Below are 22,309 nucleotides of genomic sequence, written 5' to 3' on the forward strand. Positions count from 1 at the left end.
GGGGGACTGTTAGTCGCCATTGAGGCGCTCAAGCAGCCCCTTTGAAATGACAATCAAGCCCTGCGCTTGGCGCAATACTCCAGCATGAGCTGAGTGACCGCTGCCACAATCGTCTGATCCGCATCGGGCGAGGTGAACAGCCGACATTGCGCATCCGGCAAATTCGGCAACCCATGTTCTACCCCAATGACCGCCAATCCTTGCCCCAACTGACTCAGTGGCATGGGCGCTACCGCGAAGCCTGCCAAGGCCGACGCCCGTAACCCGGCCGTGCTGCTGCACAACATCACTGTGCGTTGGGCGATCCCCGCCTGCGCCAGCCTTGTCAGCGCGGCCTCGCGATAAGGGCACGGCTCGGGGAACAGGGCCAGCGGCAACGGCGTGGGTAACCGCGCAACGGGTTGCGCCGACCAGGCCCACACCAGCGGTTCTTGCCATAGCAACAGCCCCGCTTCGCTGGTTTCGCACAGCGAACCGATGACCACCTCCAGATGCCCTTGCTTCATCAGCGCCAGTAACGTCCCCGGAATGTTCACCTGCACCTCGATCTCCATTCCGGGGTACTGCGCGGCGAAATCCTGAACAGTGCGCAGTAATCGAGCCTCGACAAAATCTTCGGACACTCCGATTCGCAGCCGTCCGTGAAACGGCGTGCGTGTCAGGTCTGTCCAGGCATCACGGTTGAGCGCGAGGATCGTGCGCGCATAAGAGACCAGGCGCTCGCCATCGGCCGTCAGTTGCTGGGAACGGGTGGTGCGCGTCAACAGGGGTTTACCAATCTGTTCTTCCAATCGCCGCACGTGGCCACTGACCGCAGACTGCGTCAGGTGCAGCTTCTGGGCGGCGCGGCTGAAGCCGTCTTCATCGACAACCGTGACCAATGTCTTGAGCAGCAGAGCATCGAACATAGTTTTATACGTGATCAATTGAGCTTTAATTTACGATTTATATTTCAATTACAACTATGTTGCAATGCTCCCACCTGCCCTGCCTTCCCCTCATTCAAGGTGTGTCATGACGACTCTTCTCCATATTCAGTGTTCTCCACGCAAGCACCGCTCGGCTTCCCTTGAAGTCGCGCGCAGCTTCATTGCGCGTTATCAAGCAAACACCCCGGACACCGAAATCATCACCCTCGACCTCTGGAACATGGCCCTGCCGGAATTCGATGATCTGGCCATGGAGGCTAAATACGCCGGGCTCAATGGCACGCCGTTGACTACCACACAACAAGAGGCCTGGAACACGTTAGAAGCGTTGGCAAGTCACCTGCACCGCGCGGATGTACTCGTGATGTCCGTACCGCTGTGGAATTTCAGCATCCCGTACAAACTCAAGCACTTCATCGATCTGGTATCGCAGAAAGACATCCTGTTCAGCGTTGACCCGCAACGCGGTCTGGAAGGCATGCTGCACAATAAACTCGCCGTGGTGATGTACGCCCGCGGCCTGGATTTTTCGGCGCAGTCGATCACACCGGCGGAGCGCTTCGACTTCCAGAAACCCTACGTGGAAGCCTGGCTGAAATTTATCGGCATCACGGATGTGCATTCGGTGATTGTGGAGAAAACCATCCTGGGAGAAGACGTCGATCGGCACGCACGTGAGGCCGCGACTCAGCAAGCCAGGAACCTGGCAGACAGCTTTATCAGCACCTGATGATCGATGAGAAGAAGGCAGAAGATCCGGCGTGTGGGCATTTGAAGGATTGGCTGGTTGCTCAGTTCAAGTAAAGTCAACGAACTTAACCTTGCCTGACAATATCGACCGAGATCTCCACCGCCGCAATCGTGCCTCTGTTCTCAAGCCAGTGCGTGGTGTTCCTGTCCTCGGGCCAGCCCACTCCCGGCCCGTAATCCGTGGCGACGCCATTTCGATGGTCAGTGATCGTTCCTTGCAGAATGTAGACGGTGCCTGGTCTGTCGACATGGTTGTGAATCGGCCCGAAGACGCCTCCAGGCTCGATGGTCACCCTGCGCATCCTGAGTTGGCGCCCGGCCATACCCTCGATCTCAGGCCCCAGGTCAATCGTTGACAGTAACGTCACCGTTACCCCTTTCGTCTCAGGCGCCACCTGTTCGTTGCTCATCGCGCGCTCCCAACTTTACTTACAGGGCCTAACTGGAAGTAAAGACCCTGAAAGGTGTGATCCGTTGGAAGGCGACAAAGGGTCGATTGCCGGCCTTCGCGACAGGCCGTTGTAGACCCAGGCTGTGTAAAAACGTATCCCTGCTTTTTGACCTATGTATCAAAATCCCAATCTGACACCTCCCACTACTGCGCAACCGCAAAACCGAACGTGTGCTCTTGCAGGCTCGTTTTGATCAACGCGGCCAGTTGCCGGATGGCGGGCGTCGGGTCTTCTCCACTGCTGTGAAGCACATAGCCAAGGCTTGGTACGGCCGGCAAGCCGGAAACGACAGCGAGATGACTCGGCAGCCCAATGCGAGTTCGCAGCGTCAAGCCCAAACCGGCGGCGACGGCCGCCCAGATACTCGCGACGCTGGGGCTGGTCAGGGCGATTCGCCAGGGAATTTTCGCGGCATCCAGTGCCTGTGTGGCAGCGCTACGCAATACGCAAGGCGCGTCGAACATGATCAATGGCAGCGGTGAGTCAACAAGGCGGGTAAGTGACGGCATGTCACGAGCCCCGATCCAGTGCATCTGCGTTTCGCCCAGCCGCGTGGCATAGGGCGACATATGCCCTGTGTCCCATGTCAGGGCCAAGTCCAGGCCAGCACTTTCGACCAACGCAAGCAGTTCGGCGTTACGCGCGATCCTGACCTCGAGAATCACCATCGGGTAAGTCTGGACGAAGCGTCGAAGGATCTCGCTCAGTAAATGTTCCCCAAAGTCTTCTTGAAGCCCGAGGCGAATTGTCCCCGCGGTTTGGCTTTCATGCAGGGTCTGGAAAATGCCGTCGTTCAGTTCCAGCAACCGACGGGCATGACTGAGCAGTGATTCACCTGCGGGCGTCAAGACTAACCCTCGACCGGATTTGGCCAGTACCGGAGTACCGATCTGCTCCTCAAGTTTCTTCAATTGAGCGCTCACGGCAGAAGTCGATCGACCGAGACGATCCGCCGCTTTGGCAAAGCTGTTGAACTCCACGCCGGTGACGAAAGTACGCAATACATCAAGATCGAAGGTCGGACGGCGCATTGAATAGTCCACTAATTTGGGATGATCTCCTCTATTAAATCTGATATTCGGAACTATCGCGACTTGATAGTTTTCCCCCCTGTCGCTTTAGCCATGGGAATAACTGTTATGCCGTTTTCACGTATTTCACTGCACCGGGGGAAGTCGGCCGAGTATCTACAAGCATTGTCCCAAGGGCTGCACGATGCCTTGGTTGATAGCTTCGAGGTGCCGAAGACCGATCGCTTCCAGGTCATCCACCAACATGAAGTGGGCGAGTTGATATTTGATCCCGACTACCTGGGTGGGCCGCGTAGCCATGACTTTGTGCTGATCACGATTACCGCTGGCCGCCCTCGAAGCGTCGAGACGAAACAGCGTTTCTACCGCGACCTGGTCGAGAAACTGAGGCGAGCTCCAGGTCTCGACGCGGAGGATGTAATGGTGGTGATCACCACTACGGCCAGCGATGAATGGTCGTTTGGTGGTGGCCGGGGCAACTAGCCTTCAAGTTTGTGCGGGGTACGACGGCCATCGTGGATGACTGTACGGTGGCGGTGCACCCTGCGCACCGCCTACTCCAACCGCAACAAACTTTATCGCTTAGATGAATCCTGTGATACTTAATGCGAATTACTCTCACAAGCATTAGCATCTAAGGATCTATCCATGTCGACTTGTGCCACCTCGCCACGTCACTTCACCCCTGCCCGCAATCTTCTGGCCATGGCAATTTGCATGGCCACCCTCGCCCCAGCCTTTGCCGATGACAACAGCACCACCCCACCCGCCACCCTGGAACTAGACGCAACCGAGGTCTCCGGGAGCGGCCAACTGGGGAGTACCACGGAAGGCACCGAGTCCTACACCACCGGCGCGATGTCGACCGCGACCAAACTCCCGCTGACGATGCGTGAAACCCCACAAGCCATCACCGTCATTACGCGCCAGCGCATGGATGACCAGGTGATGACCGACATCAACGACGTGGTCAAGGCGACGCCCGGTTTGTTCCTGGACTTTTCCTCTGGTCCTGGTCGGCAGATCTACAAGGCACGCGGTTTTGAAATCGACAACTTGATGTATGACGGCATCCCGAGTGGCTACAACGGCGTTAACGTTGGCGCCCAGCCTAACTTGGCCATGTTCGATCGAGTCGAGGTGGTGCGCGGTGCCACCGGCCTGGTGACAGGTGCAGGCAACCCTTCGGCCGCCATCAACCTGATCCGCAAGCGGCCATTGGCCGAGCAGAAAGTCACCCTGACCGGTGCGGCCGGCAGCTGGGACGACTACCGCGGCGAGGTCGATGCCTCCAGCCCGCTCAACGACAGTGGCACGCTGCGCGGCCGGGTCGTGACCTCTAACCAGGCCGCCAACAGCTTCATCGACAATGTCGAGGAGGATCATGGCCTGTTCTATGCGGTCACCGAAGCGGACCTGAGCGAAGACACCACCCTGACCCTGGGATTTTCCCATCAGAAGGACAAGACCAATTACTTCTGGGGCTCTTCGATGATCGGCCAGGACGGCCATCATCTGGACCTGCCACGTTCCTACAATCCGGGGACGGATTGGGAGAACAAGGATCAGGAGATCAACACCGTATTCGCCGAAGTCCGTCATCGCCTGGCCAATGACTGGAACCTTCAGGTCAACGCCAACTACTCCGAACAGAACGCGTTGTTCTCCGGCTCTTACCAATCGCGCTGGGTCAACAACACACTGGCCCGCACGGTCTACCAGGCCGACTTCGATGAAAACCAGGCCGGAGTAGACGCATTCGCCAGCGGGCCCTTCGAGGCGTTCGGACGCAGCCATGAACTGGTGGTGGGCGCCAGCAAGCGCATCTACGACATGACCACCCACAACTACAGCCCGTACGACACCAACTGGCCGTTCAATGCGGGTAAACCGGACTTCGTCCACACCAACAACCAGCGCGAAGTGACCACTCAGGATGGCGTCTACCTCACCACACGCCTGAGCCTGGCCGACCCGTTGAAGCTGATCCTCGGCGGGCGCCTGGACTGGTACGACTACGATAACCGGGATGGCGATGGCGACTACAAGGTCACCCGTAACCTCACCCGTTACGCCGGCTTGATCTACGACCTGGACGAGCATCACTCAGTCTACGTCAGCTACAGCGATATCTTCACGCCGCAGAGCTCCAAGGATACTTCCGGTAGCCCGGTCAAGCCGATCGTCGGCAAGAACTACGAGGTCGGCATCAAGGGCGAATATTTTGATGGCGCGCTGAATGCGAGCGTGGCGCTGTTCCGCGTCGACCAGGAAAACCGCGCCGTGCAACTGTTTACAGCAAACTGCCCACAGGCAACCTGCTATGAAGCCTCCGGCGAGATTCGCAGCCAGGGTATCGACTTCGAACTGCAAGGCGCCTTGACCGAAAACTGGCAAGTCGGCGGTGGCTACACCTACGCACGAACACACACTATCAAGGACGCCGCCAACCCACAGAACGTAAACAAGCAGTTCGACACCGACACGCCGGAGCATCTGTTCAAGCTGACCACCAGCTACCACTTCCAGGGCCCGCTGGAAAAACTGCGCGTGGGCGGCAACGTCTCCTGGCAGAGCCGCATGTACAACGACATCCTGCTGGCTGATGGCAGCAAATACCGCCTCGAACAGGGCAGCTACGCGATCACCGACCTGATGGCCGGCTACCGGGTCAGCCAGAACCTGGACTTGCAGGTCAACGCCAACAACATCTTCGACCGCAGGTACTACTCGACCATCGCCAACTCCGTGAGCTATGGCGGTGACTCCTACGGCAACCCTCGCAATATGATGCTGACCGCCAAGTACAGTTTCTAGAAAGCAGAAAAAAGGGGACGTAACTTGGAGCGTCCCCTTTTCAACCCATAGCAATGCACTTGCGACCATCCTCATGGTCTACCGGAAGCCGCAAATTTCACCTCCCGCACACATCTGCGCTAGAGAGACAAGTACATGAAAATGGCTGCCATTTTTGCACTCACCTGGATTGGCTTCACCTCAGCGGGTGCATTTGCCGGTGATCGGAACCAGGACTATCGAGAGGCAAGCAGGCGCCACTGGGAGCATCAGCGGGAAATGGATCGAGCCGCAGACAGGAAACACCGCGAGCGCCATCAAGAGAGGGAGCGGGAAGAACGCAAGCATTATGAGGAAATGGAGCGGGAAGAGGCCAGGCGTAGAGCGCAGTACTATCAAGAGCGGTAGAACGTCTGCCGCGATTGGCTTCATCAGGCGCCTGATTCTGTCACTGCCTATATATCCGGAATTGAACTGGCCTGTAGCATGCAGAGACCTATGCCTCAGCAGAAAATCCGGATCAGACTATAACTTGACAGCCGTGGTCTGACCCGACTCTGCGATTTTGGCGCGATCTAGTTACCTTTACAAATATCTGGAAAAACCAAGCTTGAAAGTTCCTTGAAATTATTAGCATCAAGAAAACTCATGTCCTGCTTCGCGATCACGCGTCCAGGATAGCTTTTTTTCTTTCTGTCAAAAGTTGTGGAAACGAAGCCATGGTTACCGACCATTCTAAGCGCCTTTGAAATACGCTCAGGATAGCTCTTGCCTGCCCACTTCCGCAGGGTATCTTCTGGCGCACCACGCAAGTTCAGCTCCTCGCAAACGGCCTCTTGAACAAATCTACCAAGATCACAGGATGCGATTAGCCGAGCATCAATTGCGGCTAGATACCGCATGAGTATGGAGACGAGTGTAGAAATATCCTTAAGAGATGGCTCGCTCTTAGAACTGTATCGCTCAAGGGTTTTTTCGAAGTCTATACCGGCATGCTCGGCAGCCAGATACTCCTTATCCGCGATCAAGTCCGAAACGACCTTGGGATCTAGCGGATCCGTATCCATGTCGTGTACGAGTACATTGCGCCATGCAACCAATAGGACCACAGCCGAGTGATAGGACGGTCTTAGAGGAATGGCGGAAATGGCAGGTCCGTTCAAGGTTTGAGCGTGGGAAAAAAGCCCACCACAACGAGCATTCAACGATAGCGTTTTTTGTTTGCCACAGAACTTTTCCGAAAAATCACGCAGGACAGACTTGATCTCGGATGGGCGATCGATGACTTCATTCAGTCGCGTCTCGAGCATTGATATGCCGCTTGGCGTGAGCGCCTGGCCCCTTTGGATAATCTGAGGCTCTTTTCTCAGCACTGAACGTAAGGTCATATCAGCCAATGGGCTCGGACCAACGCCTAAGTCTTCAAGGTAATGATCCAAGGCATCACAGGCCGTTACCATCAAAGACTTTATTGCAAACCCTCTTGCCTCACGCTCAGCCTGGATGAGATCACCAGGAGCCCAACTAACAGCAAGATCCTTGGGTTTCAACGCGATTCCTGCACCGACCCCGCATAAACCGATCACGACACTGTTCAGGTTTCGCACCGGATTGCCAAGCTTGGTACGGAACAGCTTCAAAGCTCGCGTACGTAAAATTATAGTGCTCGTCATATTGCTGCTTAACGTGAAGTAGGCCGGATTCGAACCGGCATGGAGAAAACTTCTTCTCCCCCGCGGATAATGTAAAGCCGAAGCTTAAGTAAAGGGCGGGTGAGCTTACCGATGCTCAACTACTCCGCCGCGGATAGTACCAACGCAACTGAGTGATATCAACTCAACATCACTCAGAATGAGCCCGCTTCGGCCTCCGGGTAACGTTCGTTTGAGTGCCTCCATGCCGCCAAGCACAGTACTATCTGTAATCAGCCAATGAAAAAGGACCTTTCCTTGAACAAGAAACAACGTGACGACATCAGCAAGCTCCTCAGCTACGTACTACGCCATGCCCCCGAATCCATGGGGCTCGTCCTGGACCGCGACGGTTGGGCCGACATTGATAATCTGATTTCGAACGCCAACCAACATGGCCATACCTTCGACTACCAGATGCTGCACGAGGTGGTCGAGACCAACGAAAAGAAGCGTTTCACGCTCTCTGAAGATGGTCAACGCATCCGAGCCGCACAAGGTCACAGCACCGGGCAGGTCCAGGTGCAACACGTCGAAAAAACACCACCTGCCCAGCTCTATCACGGAACCGCCAGCCGCTTCATGGCCTCCATCGAGGTGCAGGGCTTGATGCCAGGCAGTCGGCACCATGTCCATCTGACTGAAAGTCCCGAAACAGCAATGGCCGTTGGCAAGCGCTATGGACAACCTGTACTACTCGCTGTTGATGTACAGGGTATGAGAGAGGCAGGGGTTCGGTTCTTTCAGGCGGACAATGGCGTTTGGCTGGTGGAGTCGGTACCTGCGGCCCACTTGAAGACGGTAGAGGACAAAACTCACACATGAATGGGTCCGTTTTTTACCGTGGTCTGACCCCGATTTCCTATGACCCCGATTTCTCATATCCGGACGAACATCTTTCCAGCGGATTATGAAAGAAGCGCTCTCAGTTGCGCGGGAACGGCTACAACTTCTTTGGTTTCCGGCGAGACACATACATGAGTGACATTCGCCACAAAAGATAAGGGCCCATTAACAATGAACCCTTCGACCAAAAACGTGAACGAATGAACGCCCAACTTCGCCACGCTGACTTTGATAGACAACTCATCATCCCACGTCAAAGGCATCAGAAACTCCATTGACATGGCGCGTACCGGCGGCAGTATCTCAAAGCCCATCAGGGTTCTAAGACCGGGCGTGCCCAGCCATTCATCGAGTGCCACATAGATAGCCTCTACTGAAAAATATGAAAATCGCGGTGTGTAAACCACTCCTGCCGGATCACAGTCGCCAAACAAAATAGTTCTACTGACGAAAACCGCCTTGGGCATTGGTCTATTTCCCTTTAGTTTTCAGAGCCTTGGTACATATTTTGTCACTCAAGGATGATAACCATAATGAGCGTAGAAAGCCGTATTAATACCTGGGACCGGCTTTCGCCGGTTCCGTGCGTTCATTGTCCAACCGCCCCCTCATACCGCCGCTGAATCCGCTCCAACTCCCCGGAACGCCGCAACTGCTCTAGCGCACTGGCCCACGCCGCCACCACTTCATCGTCACTGTCAGGGCTGAAGGCGATGTACAGCGACGAGCGATACAGTTCGATAGGAATTCGCCGCAGCGTGCCCGGCGCGATGTTCAACTGACGGCTGTAGTAAGCCACGCCCGCATCGGTGTCGCCGATGATGATGTTGGTGCGTCCGGCAAGCAGCATGCGGTAAAGCAGCTTGCTCTCGGTGGCGCTTTTATCCAGATTGTTGAAGCCCAGCGACTGCAACATCTGCGGCACCAGGCCGGCGTGGCGGGTGGTGATCTGCGGGGCACGCAGCAGTTGTTCCAGGGAGTTCACCGGCGGCGTACTGGCCAGTTGATAGGGATGGATGGACTCTTCCACGATCGGTCCGACCCATTTGTACAATGGCTCGCGCTCCGGTGTGCGGAACAGTGAGTACATGATGGTCTTGGGTCGCGTCTTCAGTACCTGGGTGGCTCGCATACTCGGCTGCAACAGCACCTCGAAGTCATTCCCGGTGAGCGCCATGATGGCCCGGACGATCTCGGTGGTCATGCCGGTGAGCTGATTGTTTTCCTGATAGTTGTACGGTGCCCACTCTTCGGTGATGACTTGATACTCCTCGGCCCCGGCATCAACCGTGCCGAGCAACAGGCAGAGCAGCGCTGCAGCCGGTGTCGAATGTCTCACGTGTTCTCCCGCCGGATTGTTCGGTGTTTGTACATGGATGAAGCCTGATTCAAGGGGGCAAGGTAAGCATAGACCCAAACACACGCCCAACAGTTGACGCAGTCCACATTCCGCCCCTTAGCAACCCCCAGGCCTTGGTGTACGATCAGCGCGATCCGGATATCGGCCAGCGTACGCGGCGCTCCCCTTTCGCCCTTCTCCCTGTGACCCCGCCCACATGAATCCAATCGACCCACTGTCGTTTCAACGCATCATCACCGCCCATGGCAACGTCGAAGGCGCGGCGTATTTCGACGCTGAGGAAAGCCTCGTCCATGACGTGTTTGCTGACCGCATCGTTTTCCAGACCAACTACCTGGATTACCGCAGTTATGAGGTCGATCTCGCCGAGGGCAGCGTACGCGTGCGCAAGACGCGGCTGGATAACTACTCGCGCGGCCATAAGGCACAGGTGATCGATGACGACATGGACGACGAGGACTGGGCCGAGCTCGGTAGCCTGTGGCAGCGCTTGAGCCACGACCTGGACACCCAGGAGCAAGGGCCTCAGCCCGATTTGGCCGAGACCCTGGCCGATCTGTTTGATTGCCTGTTCGACGAGGCGCGCGCGCAGGCGCTCATTCAAAACATCCCGGTGCCTACCGGGCAGTGGGATTGGGCTTGGACGCAGGTTGAGTCAGCGCTCACCGAGGCCAATCAGTTGGCGGGGTTCGAATGGAAGGAGTGGTCGTCCTACGGGGTCGATGCCGTCAATGCCCTCGCCCCGCTGCGGCAACTGGGCATTGAAATCCCTGCGCCTGAGCGTAAAGCCATCGATGCTATCAACCGCGCCAACGATTGGGAACGTGCGCTCCTGCAGTATTTCAACGCCCAGCTGGAGGCCCATGACTTGAAGTTGTTGGCCATCGGCACGCACTTCGATGAATACCAGGCCTTCGCCTGCCTGCCCATGAACGGCCTGGGCCTGATCAACGCCCTGGAGATCATGGGCAGGCTGGGCATCGTCTACAAATATTAAGCAACTGACGCCACGCGCTTTCGGTCCGTTTTAACAAGCCCATAAAGGGCTACCCCTCCTTTGAGCCTCGAAGTGACGACATGACAAACTGTGATCAATGCGGGTTCCTCCTCCCTTACGACACTGCTGCTTGCCCGCGATGCGCCGGGGAAATTCAGTACATGGTAGAGGCACACGCGCCAAGGTCCCAGCCGTCGAAAGGGCAGAAAATCCTGAAATGGGTGCTGATCGGTATTGTGGTCGCAGTGCTGGCAGCGGTGGCGGCGGTCATGTGGATCTTGCACTCGCTGGGGCCGATGCCTTCTTTTGGTTGATGGCGACAGATACTTCCCAACCCACGGATGGATGAACACATGAAAACCACCATCGATCACCTCGTCATCGTGGCAACGGACCTCGATACCGGCTGCGCGTTCGTGACTGACGCATTGGGCGTCGCCCTTCAACCTGGCGGCGTCCATTCACGCATGGGCACCCATAACAGGCTGCTGCACCTTGGCCCGGGCTCTACCTCGAAGTGATTGCCGTGGACCCGTCCGCCATACGTCCGGACCGGGCACGCTGGTTCGGCCTTGATCAATTGGCCCCCCATTCGCCGGCACGCCTGGCGACCTGGGTGGCACGCACCGATGATATCCATACCGCTCGTGATGCTTGCCCTGGCCTTGCCGGGGATGTCGAACCCATGACGAGAGGAACATTGAATTGGCAAATAACCGTACCGGCTGATGGAAACCTCCCTATGGCCGGATCAGTCCCCACCCTCATTCAATGGGCGCCTGGGCCTCATCCGGCGGACACGCTCCAGGACAAGGGCTGCACGCTATTGGCACTGGATGTCTTTCATACGGATCCGGAAAAAATCAAAGCGATCCTGACGGCCATGAACTTTTCTGGCCCGGTCCATCTTCATGCACTGCAAGCGCCTTCGGCACCCTACCTGGTTGCGCATATTCAAACGCCAAATGGCCTGAAGACATTGCCGCTTTTACACGTGTGACCGTTTGGGGCGGCTTCGCCACCCAGCGGGAGCAGGCTCCCTCGCCACGAAGACTCACCTCGCAACCGAAGCGAAACGCAGCTATTGGAATTTTCCAATAGTTGCTATCGATACCGGCGCCGTTCTCGTCCACGACCTCTCTCTCTAATCTGCCCACCAACGCGATCGACGACGATCGCCGCAGATCAAACCGACCTTATGGAGAGAGAAACGATGAACACATTCAACCGCACCCTCGCTGTCGCCACCCTGGCATTGGCCACCCTCAGCGCCGAGGCCGCGTCGCCTGTCCAGGCCGCTGCCAGTGCGTCTGCTGTCGGCAGCGTGGTCCAGTCCGCCAGCTACATCACCACCAAGGATGGCGTCCAGCTGTATTACAAGGACTGGGGCCCGCGCGATGGTCAGGTCGTGACCTTCAGCCACGGCTGGCCACTGGACTCCGACAGCTGGGAAGGCCAGATGATGTTCCTCGCCTCGAAGGGTTATCGCGTGGTGGCTCACGATCGTCGCGGCCACGGTCGCTCCAGCCAGCCTTGGGAAGGCAACGACATGGATCACTACGCCGATGACCTGGCGGCGGTGATTGAAGCGCTGGACCTGAAGGACGTCACCCTGGTGGGCTTCTCGACAGGGGGCGGTGAAGTGGCTCGCTACATCGGCCGTCACGGCACCGCTCGAGTGAAGAAAGCCGTGCTGGTGTCCTCTGTCCCGCCGTTGATGCTCAAGACAGACACCAACCCTGGTGGCTTGCCTATCGAGGTGTTCGATGGCCTGCGCAAGGCGTCCCTGGAGAACCGCTCGCAGCTGTACCTGGACATCGCCTCGGGCCCGTTCTACGGCTACAACCGCAAGGGCGCCAAGCCATCCCAAGGGCTGATCCAGTCGTTCTGGGTGCAAGGCATGCAGGGTGGCAGCAAGAATACCTATGACTCGATCGCGGCATTCTCGGCTACCGACTTCCGCGGCGATCTGAAGAAGTTCGATGTGCCGACGCTGGTGATTCATGGCGATGACGACCAGATCGTGCCTATCGACGCTTCAGGCCGGGCCTCGGCGGCGCTGATCAAGGGCGCTCGACTGATCGTCTACCCTGGCGCGCCGCACGGCTTGACCGAGACGCACAAGGATCGCCTCAATCAGGATCTGCTGACCTTCCTCAAGGAATAAAAGCCCAGATCCCTTGTGGGAGCGAGCTTGCTCGCGATGGCGGTAGATCAGCTTACCTCAATGCTGAATCTGCCTACGCCTTCGCGAGCAAGCTCGCTCCCACAGTTGCTCCAGGATGGATCTCGGGTTCAATGCCGCAACAACTTACGCAATGGAATCTCATCCTTGCGCACCGGTGACTTGATGACGATGTAGCTGAAGTACTTGGAGATGCCGATGTTTTTGTCCAGCAGGCTTTCCATCACGTCCTGGTAGTCCTGGATGCTGCGGGTCATGAAGCGCACCAGGTAGTCGTAGCCGCCACTGATGAGGTGGCATTCGAGTACTTCATCCACCAGGCGGATGTTGGATTCGAACTTGGCGAAGTCCTCACGCTTGTGGTCGCTCAGGGTGACTTCGGTGAAGACCGTTACCGAATCGGTAATCTTGGCCAGGTTCAGATGGGCCTTGTAGCTGGAAATGTACCCCAACGACTCCAGTCGTTTGACCCGCTGCAGGCACGGGCTGGCGGACAAGCCCACGGCATCGGCCAGGCTGACGTTGGTCATGCGGCCATCTTTTTGAAGCTCTACCAAAATGCTGATGTCGATCCGGTCCAGTTTCGCTAAACCTTCCATCGCATACCTCTTGCCTGCCGTTTGTAAGACAATCTTCTAACAAAATCAGCGTCGTAAGGACAGCTGATGCTGAGCGACCAGATCAGCCATGCTGTTGATGCAGTAGTCCGCCGCACAGGGCGCGGGAGACATATCGGCGTTGCGGCAGATCAGGCAGACAGCCCCAACCGACCGTGGGTGGGGGCCGGGACGGGTCACCTGGAGAATCGTCTCGGCGCTCAGGCCATTGGCCGCCAACCAATCGTGATCCTGCAACGGGTCGCTCGCCAGCGAAATAAAATCATCAGGCTCGATGCCCAGGCGCTCGCACAACACGCCCCGGTCCTCGGCATCGCGATCCCCCTGCACCAATAACCGATAGAACTTGCGCAGGTAGAGCATCGCACCCGGCGCATCCTCGAACAGCGTCCAACCGGCAGCCGAGCGGGCGAAGCTCATGCCCTCCTCCCAACTGACCTTGAGCTTCCAGCGCTCGGCCAATTGACGGTGGGCGAAACACAGCAAGCCGCTGAAGCCCAATTCGCCGAAACGCGGGTACAAGGCTTGCAGCACCTCGTCAAAATCGGCGAGCACCTGTGCTTTGTCCAACGGCTCGCCATGGTTTTCCAGCAACGGTTGCAACGCCGTCCAGACGCCGGAGTCCCGATCCACCAGGACCTCATCGCAGTCGATCAACAACGCCCGATATTCAGTCAGCCTCATCTGTAAAGCCTCCGATGATGTCCCATCGATCAACGCTCCATTAACAACCGCCACTGACGCTCGCCCAGGCAAACGTCATGAACGCGGGCGTCAGCCCAGGACGCGTGCCAAGGCGCCGTCGAGAATCTGCAACGCTTCGTCGATCTGCGCCTCGCTGGTCACCAGCGGCGCCAGGAAGCGCAAGACGTTGCGGTACACCCCGCACTTGATCACCAGCAAACCACCGGCCCGGGCTTCGTCGATCAGGCGTTGGTTCAGGTCGGCGTCCGGGGTGCGCGCGTCGTCATGCTTGATCAGTTCGATCGCCAGCATGAAGCCGCTGCCGCGCACGTCGCCGATCTGCGGGTAACGGGTTTGCAGATGCAACAGGCCCTGGCGCAAGCGCTCACCCAGGACTTCACCACGGGCCAGCAGCTGTTCCTGCTCGTACGCCTCGATCACCGCCAGCGCCGCCGCGCACGACAGCGCATTACCGCCGTAAGTACCGCCCAGGCCACCCGGCAGTGGAGCGTCCATGATCTCGGCCTTGCCAACCACGCCCGACAGCGGCAAGCCACCGGCGAGGCTCTTGGCGACCGTGACCAGGTCCGGCTGGATGCCGGCGTGCTGGAAGCCGAACCATTTACCGGTGCGACCGAAACCGGTCTGGATTTCATCGAGAATCAACACAATGCCATGCTTTTGCGTCAATGCGCGCAGGCCCTGCAAAAACTCGACGGGGGCCGACAGGAAACCGCCATCGCCCTGCACCGGCTCGATGATGATCGCTGCGACCCGTTCAGGTGCCACTTGAGTGGCCAGCAGCTCGTCCAGTGCCTGGAGCGCCATCGCGCTGGTGACGCCGCGATAGGCATTCGGATACGGCGTGTGGAAGACCTCCGGGGCGAACGGACCGAAGTTCTGTTTATACGGCTGGCTCATGCCGGTCAGCGTGGTGCCGAGCAAGGTCCGGCCATGGAACCCGCCGCGAAAGGCAATCACGGCCGAGCGGTTGGTGTGGGCCCGGGCGATCTTCACCGCGTTTTCCACCGCTTCGGCACCCGAGGTGAAAAATGCGGCTTTATAGGCATGCTGGCCGCCGATCATTTCGCACAGCCGCTGGGCCAGGTCCAGGTAAGGCTTGTAGGCCACGACCTGGAAGCAGGCATGGGAGATCTTCTGCAGCTGGGCCTGCACGGCCGCGACGACCTTGGGGTGATTGTGGCCGATGTTCAACACACCGATGCCGCCGACGAAGTCCAGGTAGCGCTTGCCGTCCACGTCCCATAATTCCGAGCCCTGGGCCCGATCGATCACCAACGGGTGCGCGGTGACCAGGCCACGTGGCACGAATTGATCACGCTGACGGAGCAAACTTGGGGTTTCTTCGACTTTACTGTTCATTGGCATTTCCCATCGTGAGCCTCGCACCCAGGAAGCGGCTGCGGTGTGTTCACAGGTTAAGCGTTCGACGCGATTGTCTAAGCCGAACTTGGTCGTTGAGAAATTCGGATCGACTGTTTACACCCCGGCAAACAGCAGAATCCTCCAGAGGCATTCCAGCCCCATGGAATCTGCCGCAAGAGGCACCTTGCAACGCAGCGTGATGCTGCTACACCGGCCCTTTCGACAGATCCTGCTCTGGCATTGAGGCATGCTAGGGGCTCCTTGATTTCAGGCGAGAAGTGACCCATGGCCCTGCTCTATAAAGCTGACCCGGTACGCGGCGAACACTGGCGGCGCCTGTTCGCCGAACACGCGCCGGACATCGAATGGCGTGCCTGGCCAGACATCGGCGACCCGCGGGATATCCAGTACCTGGCGGCCTGGCAGGCACCGGACGACATCGAAACGCTGTTGCCGAATCTGCGAGTGCTATTCGCCTTGTCAGCCGGCGTGGATCAACTCGACCTAAGCCGCTTGCCGACGACGCTGCCGGTGGTGCGCTTGCTCGACCCCGGCATCAGCCAAGGCATGTGCGAGTACGCCAGTTTCGCCGTGCTCAGCCTGCACCGGGACATGTTGCGCTATCGCCAGCAACAGGCCGAACGGTGCTGGCAAGCACACCGGCTGGTGCCCGCCGGGCAACGCCGGGTGGGCGTCATGGGCCTGGGTTTGCAGGCACGGCAGATACTCGCCACCTTGAAGACCTTTGGCTTTGCCTTATCCGGTTGGGCCCGCAGCGAACATCACATCGACGGGGTGGCGTGCTTTGCTGGCGACGAGCAATTGCCGGCCTTTCTCGGCCAATGCGAGATTGTGCTGTGCGTCCTGCCGTTGACCGAACAGACCCGAGGGATCCTCAACCGCCAGCTGTTCCAACACCTGCCCAAGGGCGCAGCGTTGGTCAACATGGGCCGAGGTGGGCACCTGGTGGAAGAGGACCTGCTTGAAGCCCTTGCCGACGGCCAACTCAGCGCCGCGGTGCTGGATGTCCTCGAGCAGGAGCCGGCGCCAGCGGACCATCCCTTCTGGCACCATCCCCACATACTGTTGACCCCGCACATCGCGGCGATGACTCAGCCTGAAAGTGCCTTTGGCGTGTTGCTGGAGAACATCCGCCGGCATCAACGGGGTGAATCGATGCTGGGCCTGGTTGATCGTGAGCGCAGCTATTGAGCCCTGACGGCCTCTGGTTTCGATCTGAACAGCGAAAAAACGACCCGGTATTTACTGCTGGCCAAGCGTCTGATTTGAGCAAGAAATGTGGCCGGCAGGGCCGTTGCTTACGCAAGATACCGAATCGATGTGCCGCCCTTGCCAGGCCCGGTGGCAGGTGAGATACAAAGACTTTCAGCGCACATATCCATCCGATTTCGTCCCTTATTTTATGGTGATCAGCCATGTCCATTTCGCACCGCCCTACTTATTTCTATCGTGCCATGACCACCACCGACGTGCCTTCGGCCCATGCCTTGTCCGTGCAGTTGAAATGGCCCCATCGCCTGGAAGACTGGGCGATGTTGCAGCGCGTCGCCCAGGGGTTTGTCGTGGAAGACCAGGGTCGTTTGATCGGAACGGCGTTCACCTGCGCCCAAGGGGACTACGCCACCATCGGCCTGGTGATTGTCGACGATGAGTACCAGGGCCAGGGAATCGGTCGCAAGCTGATGGAACTGGCAATCGAAGCTTGCGGCTCGCGAACCGCCATCCTCAACGCGACCCTGGCCGGTGCCCCGCTGTATGCCAGTCAGGGGTTCGTTGATTTTGGGCATATCCAGCAGCACCAAGGGCAAGCGCTGGTTCCGGCCCCACTGGAACTGGCCGCCGGCGAGCGCTGCCGCGAGCTGAGCGCAGCCGATCACGCCGAGCTGATCAAACTGGCCAATGCCGGGAGCGGGCTGGAGCGGAGCGTTGTGCTCAATGACCTGTTCGAGGTCGTTGAACATTCAGCGGGTATCGAGCGCGACGGTCACTTGTGCGCCTTCGCCCTGCTGCGCCCCTTCGGCCGTGGCCGCTGCATTGGCCCGGTCATCGCCCAGAACCTGGAACAGGCCCAACACTTGATCGCCGTGCTGCTGGCTCAGGTGCCGGACGCATTCGTTCGCATCGACATCCCTTCAAGCAGCGGCCTGGCCCCTTGGCTGGAAGAGGCCGGGCTCAAGCAGGTCGACACCGTCGCCCAAATGGCACGGGGCACGCCCCCGCAGGCGAGCGGTGCGGTTCGACAATTTGCGCCGGTGACCCAGGCCATTGGCTGAAACCCACACTCCCCTCAACGCTTCCCTGGAGAATCATCTTCATGCTCGAACCCACTGCAGTGCTGTTGGCACACGCCGATGGCCGCCTTGCCTCAACCCCGTTCACCCCGGGCTCGCTGGGCGCCAACGATCCGTTCGACCGACTCATCGCCTATGCCGGGGCGGATGGCATGGCTGCCGGCGTGGTCCGGGCGAACGGGCTGTTCAGCGTCGATGAATACCCCTTCAGTGAGACGCTCGTGGTGCACGCCGGCGCAGTGACGCTGCGCAGCCAGGGGCAGACGCTGCAGCTCAAGCCGGGTGAAAGCGCGGTGATCGGTCGGGGCACGGCACTTGAGGTCGAGGCGCAGCCCGGCTCGCTCTGGGCCTTCTGTGCCGAGACCCAACGCATCGAAGCGCACCTTCCCGGGCTGACGGCACTCCCCGCCCACACCCTGCTCTCGCCTTCTGCTGCCCCGGATGACGAGATCCTGCTCAGCCCGCCGCCGCAATGTCGCTCGCACAATCTGTTTGTCGAAGAAGCGAGCAACCTGCGCATCGGTATCTGGGACTCGACGCCCTACACCCGCAAGTCACGACCGCACAAACTGCATGAGCTGATGCACCTGCTCGAAGGCAGCGTCACCTTGCAGGCGGCCGATGGCAGCGACTTGACGGTCAACACCGGCGACACCGTTTTCGTCCCGCTGAATGCACCGTGTGCCTGGAAAAGCAGCGTCTATGTGCGCAAGGTGTACGTCGTCAAGTAATCCGGTGTATGGCAGCACTTGCTCGCGAAGACGGCGGCACATCCAACATCACCACTAGCTGATCCACCGCTATCGCGAGCAAGCTTTGCTCCCACAACGGGTTGCGGGTGGAGGTGAAATCTGCGGCCAACCGAGAACCCAATGTGGGAGCGGGCTTGCTCGCGATGGCGGCGGCACATCCAACATCACCACTAGCTGATCCACCGCTATCGCGAGCAAGCTTTGCTCCCACAACGGGTTGCGGGTGGAGGTGAAATCTGCGGCCAACCGAGAACCCAATGTGGGAGCGGGCTTGCTCGCGATGGCGGCGGCACAGCCAACATCACCACTAGTTGATCCACCGCTATCGCGAGCAAGCTTTGCTCCCACAACGGGTTGCGGGTGGAGGTGAAATCTGCGGCCAACCGAGAACCCAATGTGGGAGCGAGCTTGCTCGCGATGGCGGCGGCACAGCCAACATCACCACTAGCTGATCCACCGCTATCGCGAGCAAGCTTTGCTCCCACAACGGGTTGCGGGCGGAGGTGAAATCTGCGGCCAACCGAGAACCCAATGTGGGAGCGGGCTTGCTCGCGATGGCGGCGGCACAGCCAACATCACCACTAGCTGATCCACCGCTATCGCGAGCAAGCTTTGCTCCCACAACGGGTTGCGGGTGGATGTGAAATCTGCGGCCAACCGAGAACCCAGTGTGGGAGCGAGCTTGCTCGCGATGGCGGCGGCACAGCCAACATCACCACTAGCTGATCCACCGCTATCGCGAGCAAGCTTTGCTCCCACAACGGGTTGCGGGTGGAGGTGAAATCTGCGGCCAACCGAGAACCCAATGTGGGAGCGAGCAAGGTTTTTTGGCGGGTGGCGGCGGATCAGCAAAAAAAAGCCCGCAGTGTGAGCGGGCAAAAGGTGTCGCAGGTTAGATCGAGCCTCAGAGCACGGCGGCGATGGCCCGGCCAACATCCTGGGTCGAGCCTTGTCCACCCAGGTCGGGGGTGATGGGGCCTTCGGCGATTACTTGTTCGATGGCCTTGAGAATCCCATCATGGGCCGCGCGGTAGCGTTCATCGCCGTTACCCAGGAAGTCGAGCATCAAGGCGCCGGACCAGATCATCGCGATCGGGTTGGCGATGTTCTGCCCATAGATATCCGGCGCCGAACCATGCACCGGTTCGAACAGCGATGGGTAGCGGCGCTCCGGATCGAGGTTGGCCGACGGTGCGATGCCAATGGTGCCGGCACAGGCCGGGCCCAGGTCGGAGAGGATGTCGCCGAACAGGTTCGACGCCACCACCACATCAAACCGGTCCGGCTGCAAAACAAAGCGAGCGCACAGGATGTCGATGTGTTGCTTGTCCCACTTCACATCCGGGTACTGCTCGGCCATCAATGCCGTGCGCTCGTCCCAATACGGCATGCTGATGGAGATGCCGTTGGACTTGGTGGCCGCTGTCAGGCGTTTGCGCGGTCGGGTCTGGGCCAGGTCGAAGGCGAACTTCAGGATGCGGTCGACGCCTCGGCGGGTGAACACCGACTCCTGCAGCACGAACTCATGCTCGGTGCCTTCGAACATCTTGCCGCCGATGGAAGAATATTCGCCCTCGGTGTTTTCACGGATCACCACGAAGTCGATGTCCCCCGCCTTGCGCCCGGCCAGGGGACACGGCACGCCCGGAAACAGCCGCACCGGGCGGATGTTCACGTACTGGTCGAAGTCGCGGCGGAACTTGAGCAACGAGCCCCACAGGGAAATATGATCCGGCACCTTGTCCGGCCAACCCACGGCGCCGAAGTAGATCGCGTCGAAGCCCTTGAGTTGTTCGAACCAGTCGGAGGGCATCATCTGCCCGTGCTCCAGGTAGTAATCGCAATGGGCCCAATCGAGCACTTCGATGTCCAGCGACAACTGCCACTTTTTCGCGGCTTGCTCCAGTACCCGCAGCCCTTCCGGCAGGACTTCCTTACCGATGCCATCGCCGGCAATCGCAGCGATTCGAAATGGTTTGCTCATCAATCGTGGCTCCCTGGTGTCTGTTCAAATGACGGTCGCATCACAACCCACCGATGTGGAAGGCTTTGACTTCAAGGTACTCGTCCAGGCCGTACTTGCTGCCTTCGCGCCCCAGGCCCGACTGCTTGATGCCGCCGAAGGGCGCGACTTCCATGGAGATAAGCCCGGTATTGAGCCCGACCATGCCGAACTCCAGCGCCTCGCCGAAACGCCATGAGCGGCGCAGGTCCTGGGTGAAGTAATAAGCGCCCAGGCCATAAGGCGTGGCATTGGCCAGGGCCAGGGCCTGCTCTTCAGTAGTAAAGCGCATCAGCGGAGCCACCGGGCCGAAGGTTTCTTCGTTGGCCAGCAACATCCCGGCGTGGGCCTCCCCCAATACCGTTGGCTGGACAAACTGACTGTCGCCCTCGGGAACACCGCCACAGAGCAGACGCGCGCCCTGGCTCAACGCATCGTCGATGTGCCGGGCGACTTTGTTCACCGCAGCGAGGTTGATCAGCGGGCCGATCATCACGTCAGCCTCCAACCCGTTGCCGACCTTGAGCTTGCCCACCTCCTCTACCAGGCGCGCGGCGAAGCGTTCGTAGATACCGTCCTGCACCAGGATGCGGTTGGCGCAGACGCAGGTCTGGCCGGCGTTGCGAAACTTGCTGAGCATGATGCCGGCCACCGCCTGCTCCAGGTCTGCATCGTCAAACACGATGAACGGCGCGTTGCCGCCCAGCTCCAGGCTCAAGCGCTTGATGTGCTCGGCGCTCTGGCGCATCAGCAAGCGCCCGACCGCCGTAGAGCCGGTAAAGGAAATCTTGCGTACCGTCGGGTTGCCGGTCAGCTCTTCGCCGATACCGGCCGGCATGCCCGTCACGACATTGAACACGCCGGCCGGAATCCCGACCCGCTCGGCCAACACCGCCAGGGCCAAGGCCGACAAGGGGGTCAGGTCCGAGGGTTTGACGATGACCGGGCAGCCGGCCGCCAAGGCCGGTGCGCACTTGCGGGTGATCATCGCATTGGGGAAATTCCATGGGGTGATCGCGGCACAGACACCCACCGGCTGCTTGAGCGTAAGCAGGCGTCGGTCGCCGCTGGGCGCCGGGATGGTCTCGCCATAGACCCGACGGGCCTCTTCGGCAAACCATTTGGCGAAACCGGCCCCGTAGCGGATTTCACCTTTGGCTTCGTTCAACGGCTTGCCCTGTTCACAGGTCATGATCAGCGCGAGGTCGTCGAGGTTGTCCATCATGGCTTGATACCAGCGCTCCAACAGCGCTGCACGCTCCGCCGCCGGACGCGCGCGCCACGCTGGCCAGGCGCGCTCGGCGGCCTCGATGGCACGCCGGGTTTCCACGCCTTGCATCGCCGGTACACGGGCGAGCACCTGACCGGTGGCCGGGTCAATGACGTCAAGGGTGGCGGCGTTGTCGGCGCCGATCCACTGACCGTCGATGTAAGCGAGTTCTGCCAACAGGCTGGGGTCTTTCAATCGATTCTTGAGCATGGTCGCGTCCTGTTCCGAGGTGATTCCAGTCTAAGGAGA

24 protein-coding genes and 1 tRNA gene are annotated in these 22,309 nt (G+C 59.1%); 13 read left to right on the forward strand and 12 right to left on the reverse strand.

Annotated elements, in window-relative coordinates; genetic code table 11:
• Positions 1-53: 53 nt before the first annotated feature.
• Positions 54-908, reverse strand: coding sequence for a LysR substrate-binding domain-containing protein (locus KI235_RS18840; RefSeq protein WP_013693657.1), 855 nt, complete (start codon positions 906-908; stop codon positions 54-56).
• Between the two features lie 106 nt (positions 909-1,014).
• On the opposite strand from KI235_RS18840, the gene KI235_RS18845 reads away from it, so the two are divergent.
• Positions 1,015-1,659 (forward strand): NAD(P)H-dependent oxidoreductase, encoded by a 645-nt coding sequence (locus tag KI235_RS18845; protein ID WP_212795240.1) that lies wholly within the window; start codon positions 1,015-1,017, stop codon positions 1,657-1,659.
• An 85-nt stretch (positions 1,660-1,744) separates the two neighbouring features.
• Here KI235_RS18845 and KI235_RS18850 read toward each other — a convergent pair whose 3' ends face one another.
• Positions 1,745-2,089 carry a cupin domain-containing protein gene (locus KI235_RS18850; RefSeq protein WP_013693659.1) on the reverse strand — a complete coding sequence of 115 codons (345 nt, stop codon included), beginning with the start codon at positions 2,087-2,089 and terminating at the stop codon, positions 1,745-1,747.
• Between the two features lie 185 nt (positions 2,090-2,274).
• A complete protein-coding gene (locus KI235_RS18855; protein ID WP_212795241.1) occupies positions 2,275-3,162 on the reverse strand; it encodes a LysR substrate-binding domain-containing protein in 888 nt (295 codons plus the stop codon).
• A 108-nt stretch (positions 3,163-3,270) separates the two neighbouring features.
• On the opposite strand from KI235_RS18855, the gene KI235_RS18860 reads away from it, so the two are divergent.
• From KI235_RS18860 to KI235_RS18870, 3 genes are all read left to right on the forward strand, one after another.
• Positions 3,271-3,645, forward strand: coding sequence for a tautomerase family protein (locus KI235_RS18860; protein WP_013693661.1), 375 nt, complete (start codon positions 3,271-3,273; stop codon positions 3,643-3,645).
• A 165-nt stretch (positions 3,646-3,810) separates the two neighbouring features.
• On the forward strand, positions 3,811-5,979 hold the full coding sequence (locus tag KI235_RS18865) for a TonB-dependent siderophore receptor (RefSeq protein ID WP_212795242.1): 2,169 nt from the start codon (positions 3,811-3,813) through the stop codon (positions 5,977-5,979).
• A gap of 135 nt (positions 5,980-6,114) precedes the next feature.
• On the forward strand, positions 6,115-6,366 hold the full coding sequence (locus KI235_RS18870; protein ID WP_027913165.1) for a hypothetical protein: 252 nt from the start codon (positions 6,115-6,117) through the stop codon (positions 6,364-6,366).
• A gap of 167 nt (positions 6,367-6,533) precedes the next feature.
• Here the strand turns inward: KI235_RS18870 and KI235_RS18875 are convergent, their stop codons facing one another.
• Positions 6,534-7,598 carry a hypothetical protein gene (locus tag KI235_RS18875; protein ID WP_170291496.1) on the reverse strand — a complete coding sequence of 355 codons (1,065 nt, stop codon included), beginning with the start codon at positions 7,596-7,598 and terminating at the stop codon, positions 6,534-6,536.
• A gap of 47 nt (positions 7,599-7,645) precedes the next feature.
• A tRNA-OTHER gene (locus KI235_RS18880) sits at positions 7,646-7,757 on the reverse strand.
• A gap of 150 nt (positions 7,758-7,907) precedes the next feature.
• On the opposite strand from KI235_RS18880, the gene KI235_RS18885 reads away from it, so the two are divergent.
• Positions 7,908-8,474, forward strand: coding sequence for an RNA 2'-phosphotransferase (locus KI235_RS18885; protein ID WP_003203156.1), 567 nt, complete (start codon positions 7,908-7,910; stop codon positions 8,472-8,474).
• A gap of 83 nt (positions 8,475-8,557) precedes the next feature.
• Here KI235_RS18885 and KI235_RS18890 read toward each other — a convergent pair whose 3' ends face one another.
• The gene (locus KI235_RS18890; RefSeq protein WP_013693665.1) at positions 8,558-8,962 is read right to left on the reverse strand and encodes a thioesterase family protein; all 405 of its coding nucleotides are present in this window, start codon (positions 8,960-8,962) and stop codon (positions 8,558-8,560) included.
• 122 nt (positions 8,963-9,084) lie between these two features.
• Positions 9,085-9,834, reverse strand: coding sequence for a transporter substrate-binding domain-containing protein (locus KI235_RS18895; protein WP_003203157.1), 750 nt, complete (start codon positions 9,832-9,834; stop codon positions 9,085-9,087).
• A 217-nt stretch (positions 9,835-10,051) separates the two neighbouring features.
• Here KI235_RS18895 and KI235_RS18900 point away from each other — a divergent pair, with 217 nt between their 5' ends.
• The 5 genes from KI235_RS18900 to KI235_RS18915 all read left to right on the forward strand — a co-directional run bounded on the left by KI235_RS18900 (position 10,052) and on the right by KI235_RS18915 (position 13,019).
• Entirely contained in the window at positions 10,052-10,852 is an 801-nt protein-coding gene (locus KI235_RS18900; protein WP_003203159.1) for a hypothetical protein, read from the forward strand.
• Positions 10,853-11,013: 161 nt separating this feature from the next.
• Positions 11,014-11,166 (forward strand): hypothetical protein, encoded by a 153-nt coding sequence (locus tag KI235_RS18905; protein ID WP_003203160.1) that lies wholly within the window; start codon positions 11,014-11,016, stop codon positions 11,164-11,166.
• A 39-nt stretch (positions 11,167-11,205) separates the two neighbouring features.
• A complete protein-coding gene (locus KI235_RS30635) occupies positions 11,206-11,373 on the forward strand; it encodes a VOC family protein (RefSeq protein ID WP_280527324.1) in 168 nt (55 codons plus the stop codon).
• Between the two features lie 5 nt (positions 11,374-11,378).
• Positions 11,379-11,852, forward strand: a complete 474-nt coding sequence (locus tag KI235_RS18910) for a VOC family protein (RefSeq protein ID WP_280527325.1) — start codon at positions 11,379-11,381, stop codon at positions 11,850-11,852.
• A gap of 213 nt (positions 11,853-12,065) precedes the next feature.
• Entirely contained in the window at positions 12,066-13,019 is a 954-nt protein-coding gene (locus KI235_RS18915) for an alpha/beta hydrolase (RefSeq protein WP_003203164.1), read from the forward strand.
• 128 nt (positions 13,020-13,147) lie between these two features.
• Here the strand turns inward: KI235_RS18915 and KI235_RS18920 are convergent, their stop codons facing one another.
• The 3 genes from KI235_RS18920 to gabT all read right to left on the reverse strand — a co-directional run bounded on the left by KI235_RS18920 (position 13,148) and on the right by gabT (position 15,721).
• Entirely contained in the window at positions 13,148-13,636 is a 489-nt protein-coding gene (locus KI235_RS18920; protein ID WP_003203167.1) for an Lrp/AsnC family transcriptional regulator, read from the reverse strand.
• 45 nt (positions 13,637-13,681) lie between these two features.
• Positions 13,682-14,338, reverse strand: a complete 657-nt coding sequence (locus tag KI235_RS18925; protein WP_039012386.1) for a 2-haloalkanoic acid dehalogenase — start codon at positions 14,336-14,338, stop codon at positions 13,682-13,684.
• A gap of 90 nt (positions 14,339-14,428) precedes the next feature.
• Positions 14,429-15,721, reverse strand: coding sequence for a 4-aminobutyrate--2-oxoglutarate transaminase (gene gabT / locus KI235_RS18930; protein WP_003203170.1), 1,293 nt, complete (start codon positions 15,719-15,721; stop codon positions 14,429-14,431).
• Positions 15,722-16,009: 288 nt separating this feature from the next.
• On the opposite strand from gabT, the gene KI235_RS18935 reads away from it, so the two are divergent.
• The 3 genes from KI235_RS18935 to KI235_RS18945 all read left to right on the forward strand — a co-directional run bounded on the left by KI235_RS18935 (position 16,010) and on the right by KI235_RS18945 (position 18,767).
• Positions 16,010-16,936 carry a glyoxylate/hydroxypyruvate reductase A gene (locus tag KI235_RS18935; RefSeq protein ID WP_013693668.1) on the forward strand — a complete coding sequence of 309 codons (927 nt, stop codon included), beginning with the start codon at positions 16,010-16,012 and terminating at the stop codon, positions 16,934-16,936.
• A 224-nt stretch (positions 16,937-17,160) separates the two neighbouring features.
• The gene (locus KI235_RS18940; protein WP_114731370.1) at positions 17,161-18,018 is read left to right on the forward strand and encodes a GNAT family N-acetyltransferase; all 858 of its coding nucleotides are present in this window, start codon (positions 17,161-17,163) and stop codon (positions 18,016-18,018) included.
• A gap of 41 nt (positions 18,019-18,059) precedes the next feature.
• Positions 18,060-18,767, forward strand: a complete 708-nt coding sequence (locus KI235_RS18945; RefSeq protein WP_069971537.1) for a cupin domain-containing protein — start codon at positions 18,060-18,062, stop codon at positions 18,765-18,767.
• 925 nt (positions 18,768-19,692) lie between these two features.
• On the opposite strand, the gene KI235_RS18950 is transcribed toward KI235_RS18945, so the two are convergent.
• Complete coding sequence (locus KI235_RS18950; RefSeq protein WP_038856293.1) at positions 19,693-20,772, reverse strand: tartrate dehydrogenase; 1,080 nt, start codon at positions 20,770-20,772, stop codon at positions 19,693-19,695.
• A 40-nt stretch (positions 20,773-20,812) separates the two neighbouring features.
• Entirely contained in the window at positions 20,813-22,270 is a 1,458-nt protein-coding gene (locus KI235_RS18955) for an NAD-dependent succinate-semialdehyde dehydrogenase (RefSeq protein WP_003203184.1), read from the reverse strand.
• Positions 22,271-22,309: the final 39 nt, after the last annotated feature.

It is taken from the genome of Pseudomonas sp. St386, assembly GCF_018325865.1.
Lineage (GTDB): Bacteria > Pseudomonadota > Gammaproteobacteria > Pseudomonadales > Pseudomonadaceae > Aquipseudomonas > Aquipseudomonas brassicacearum.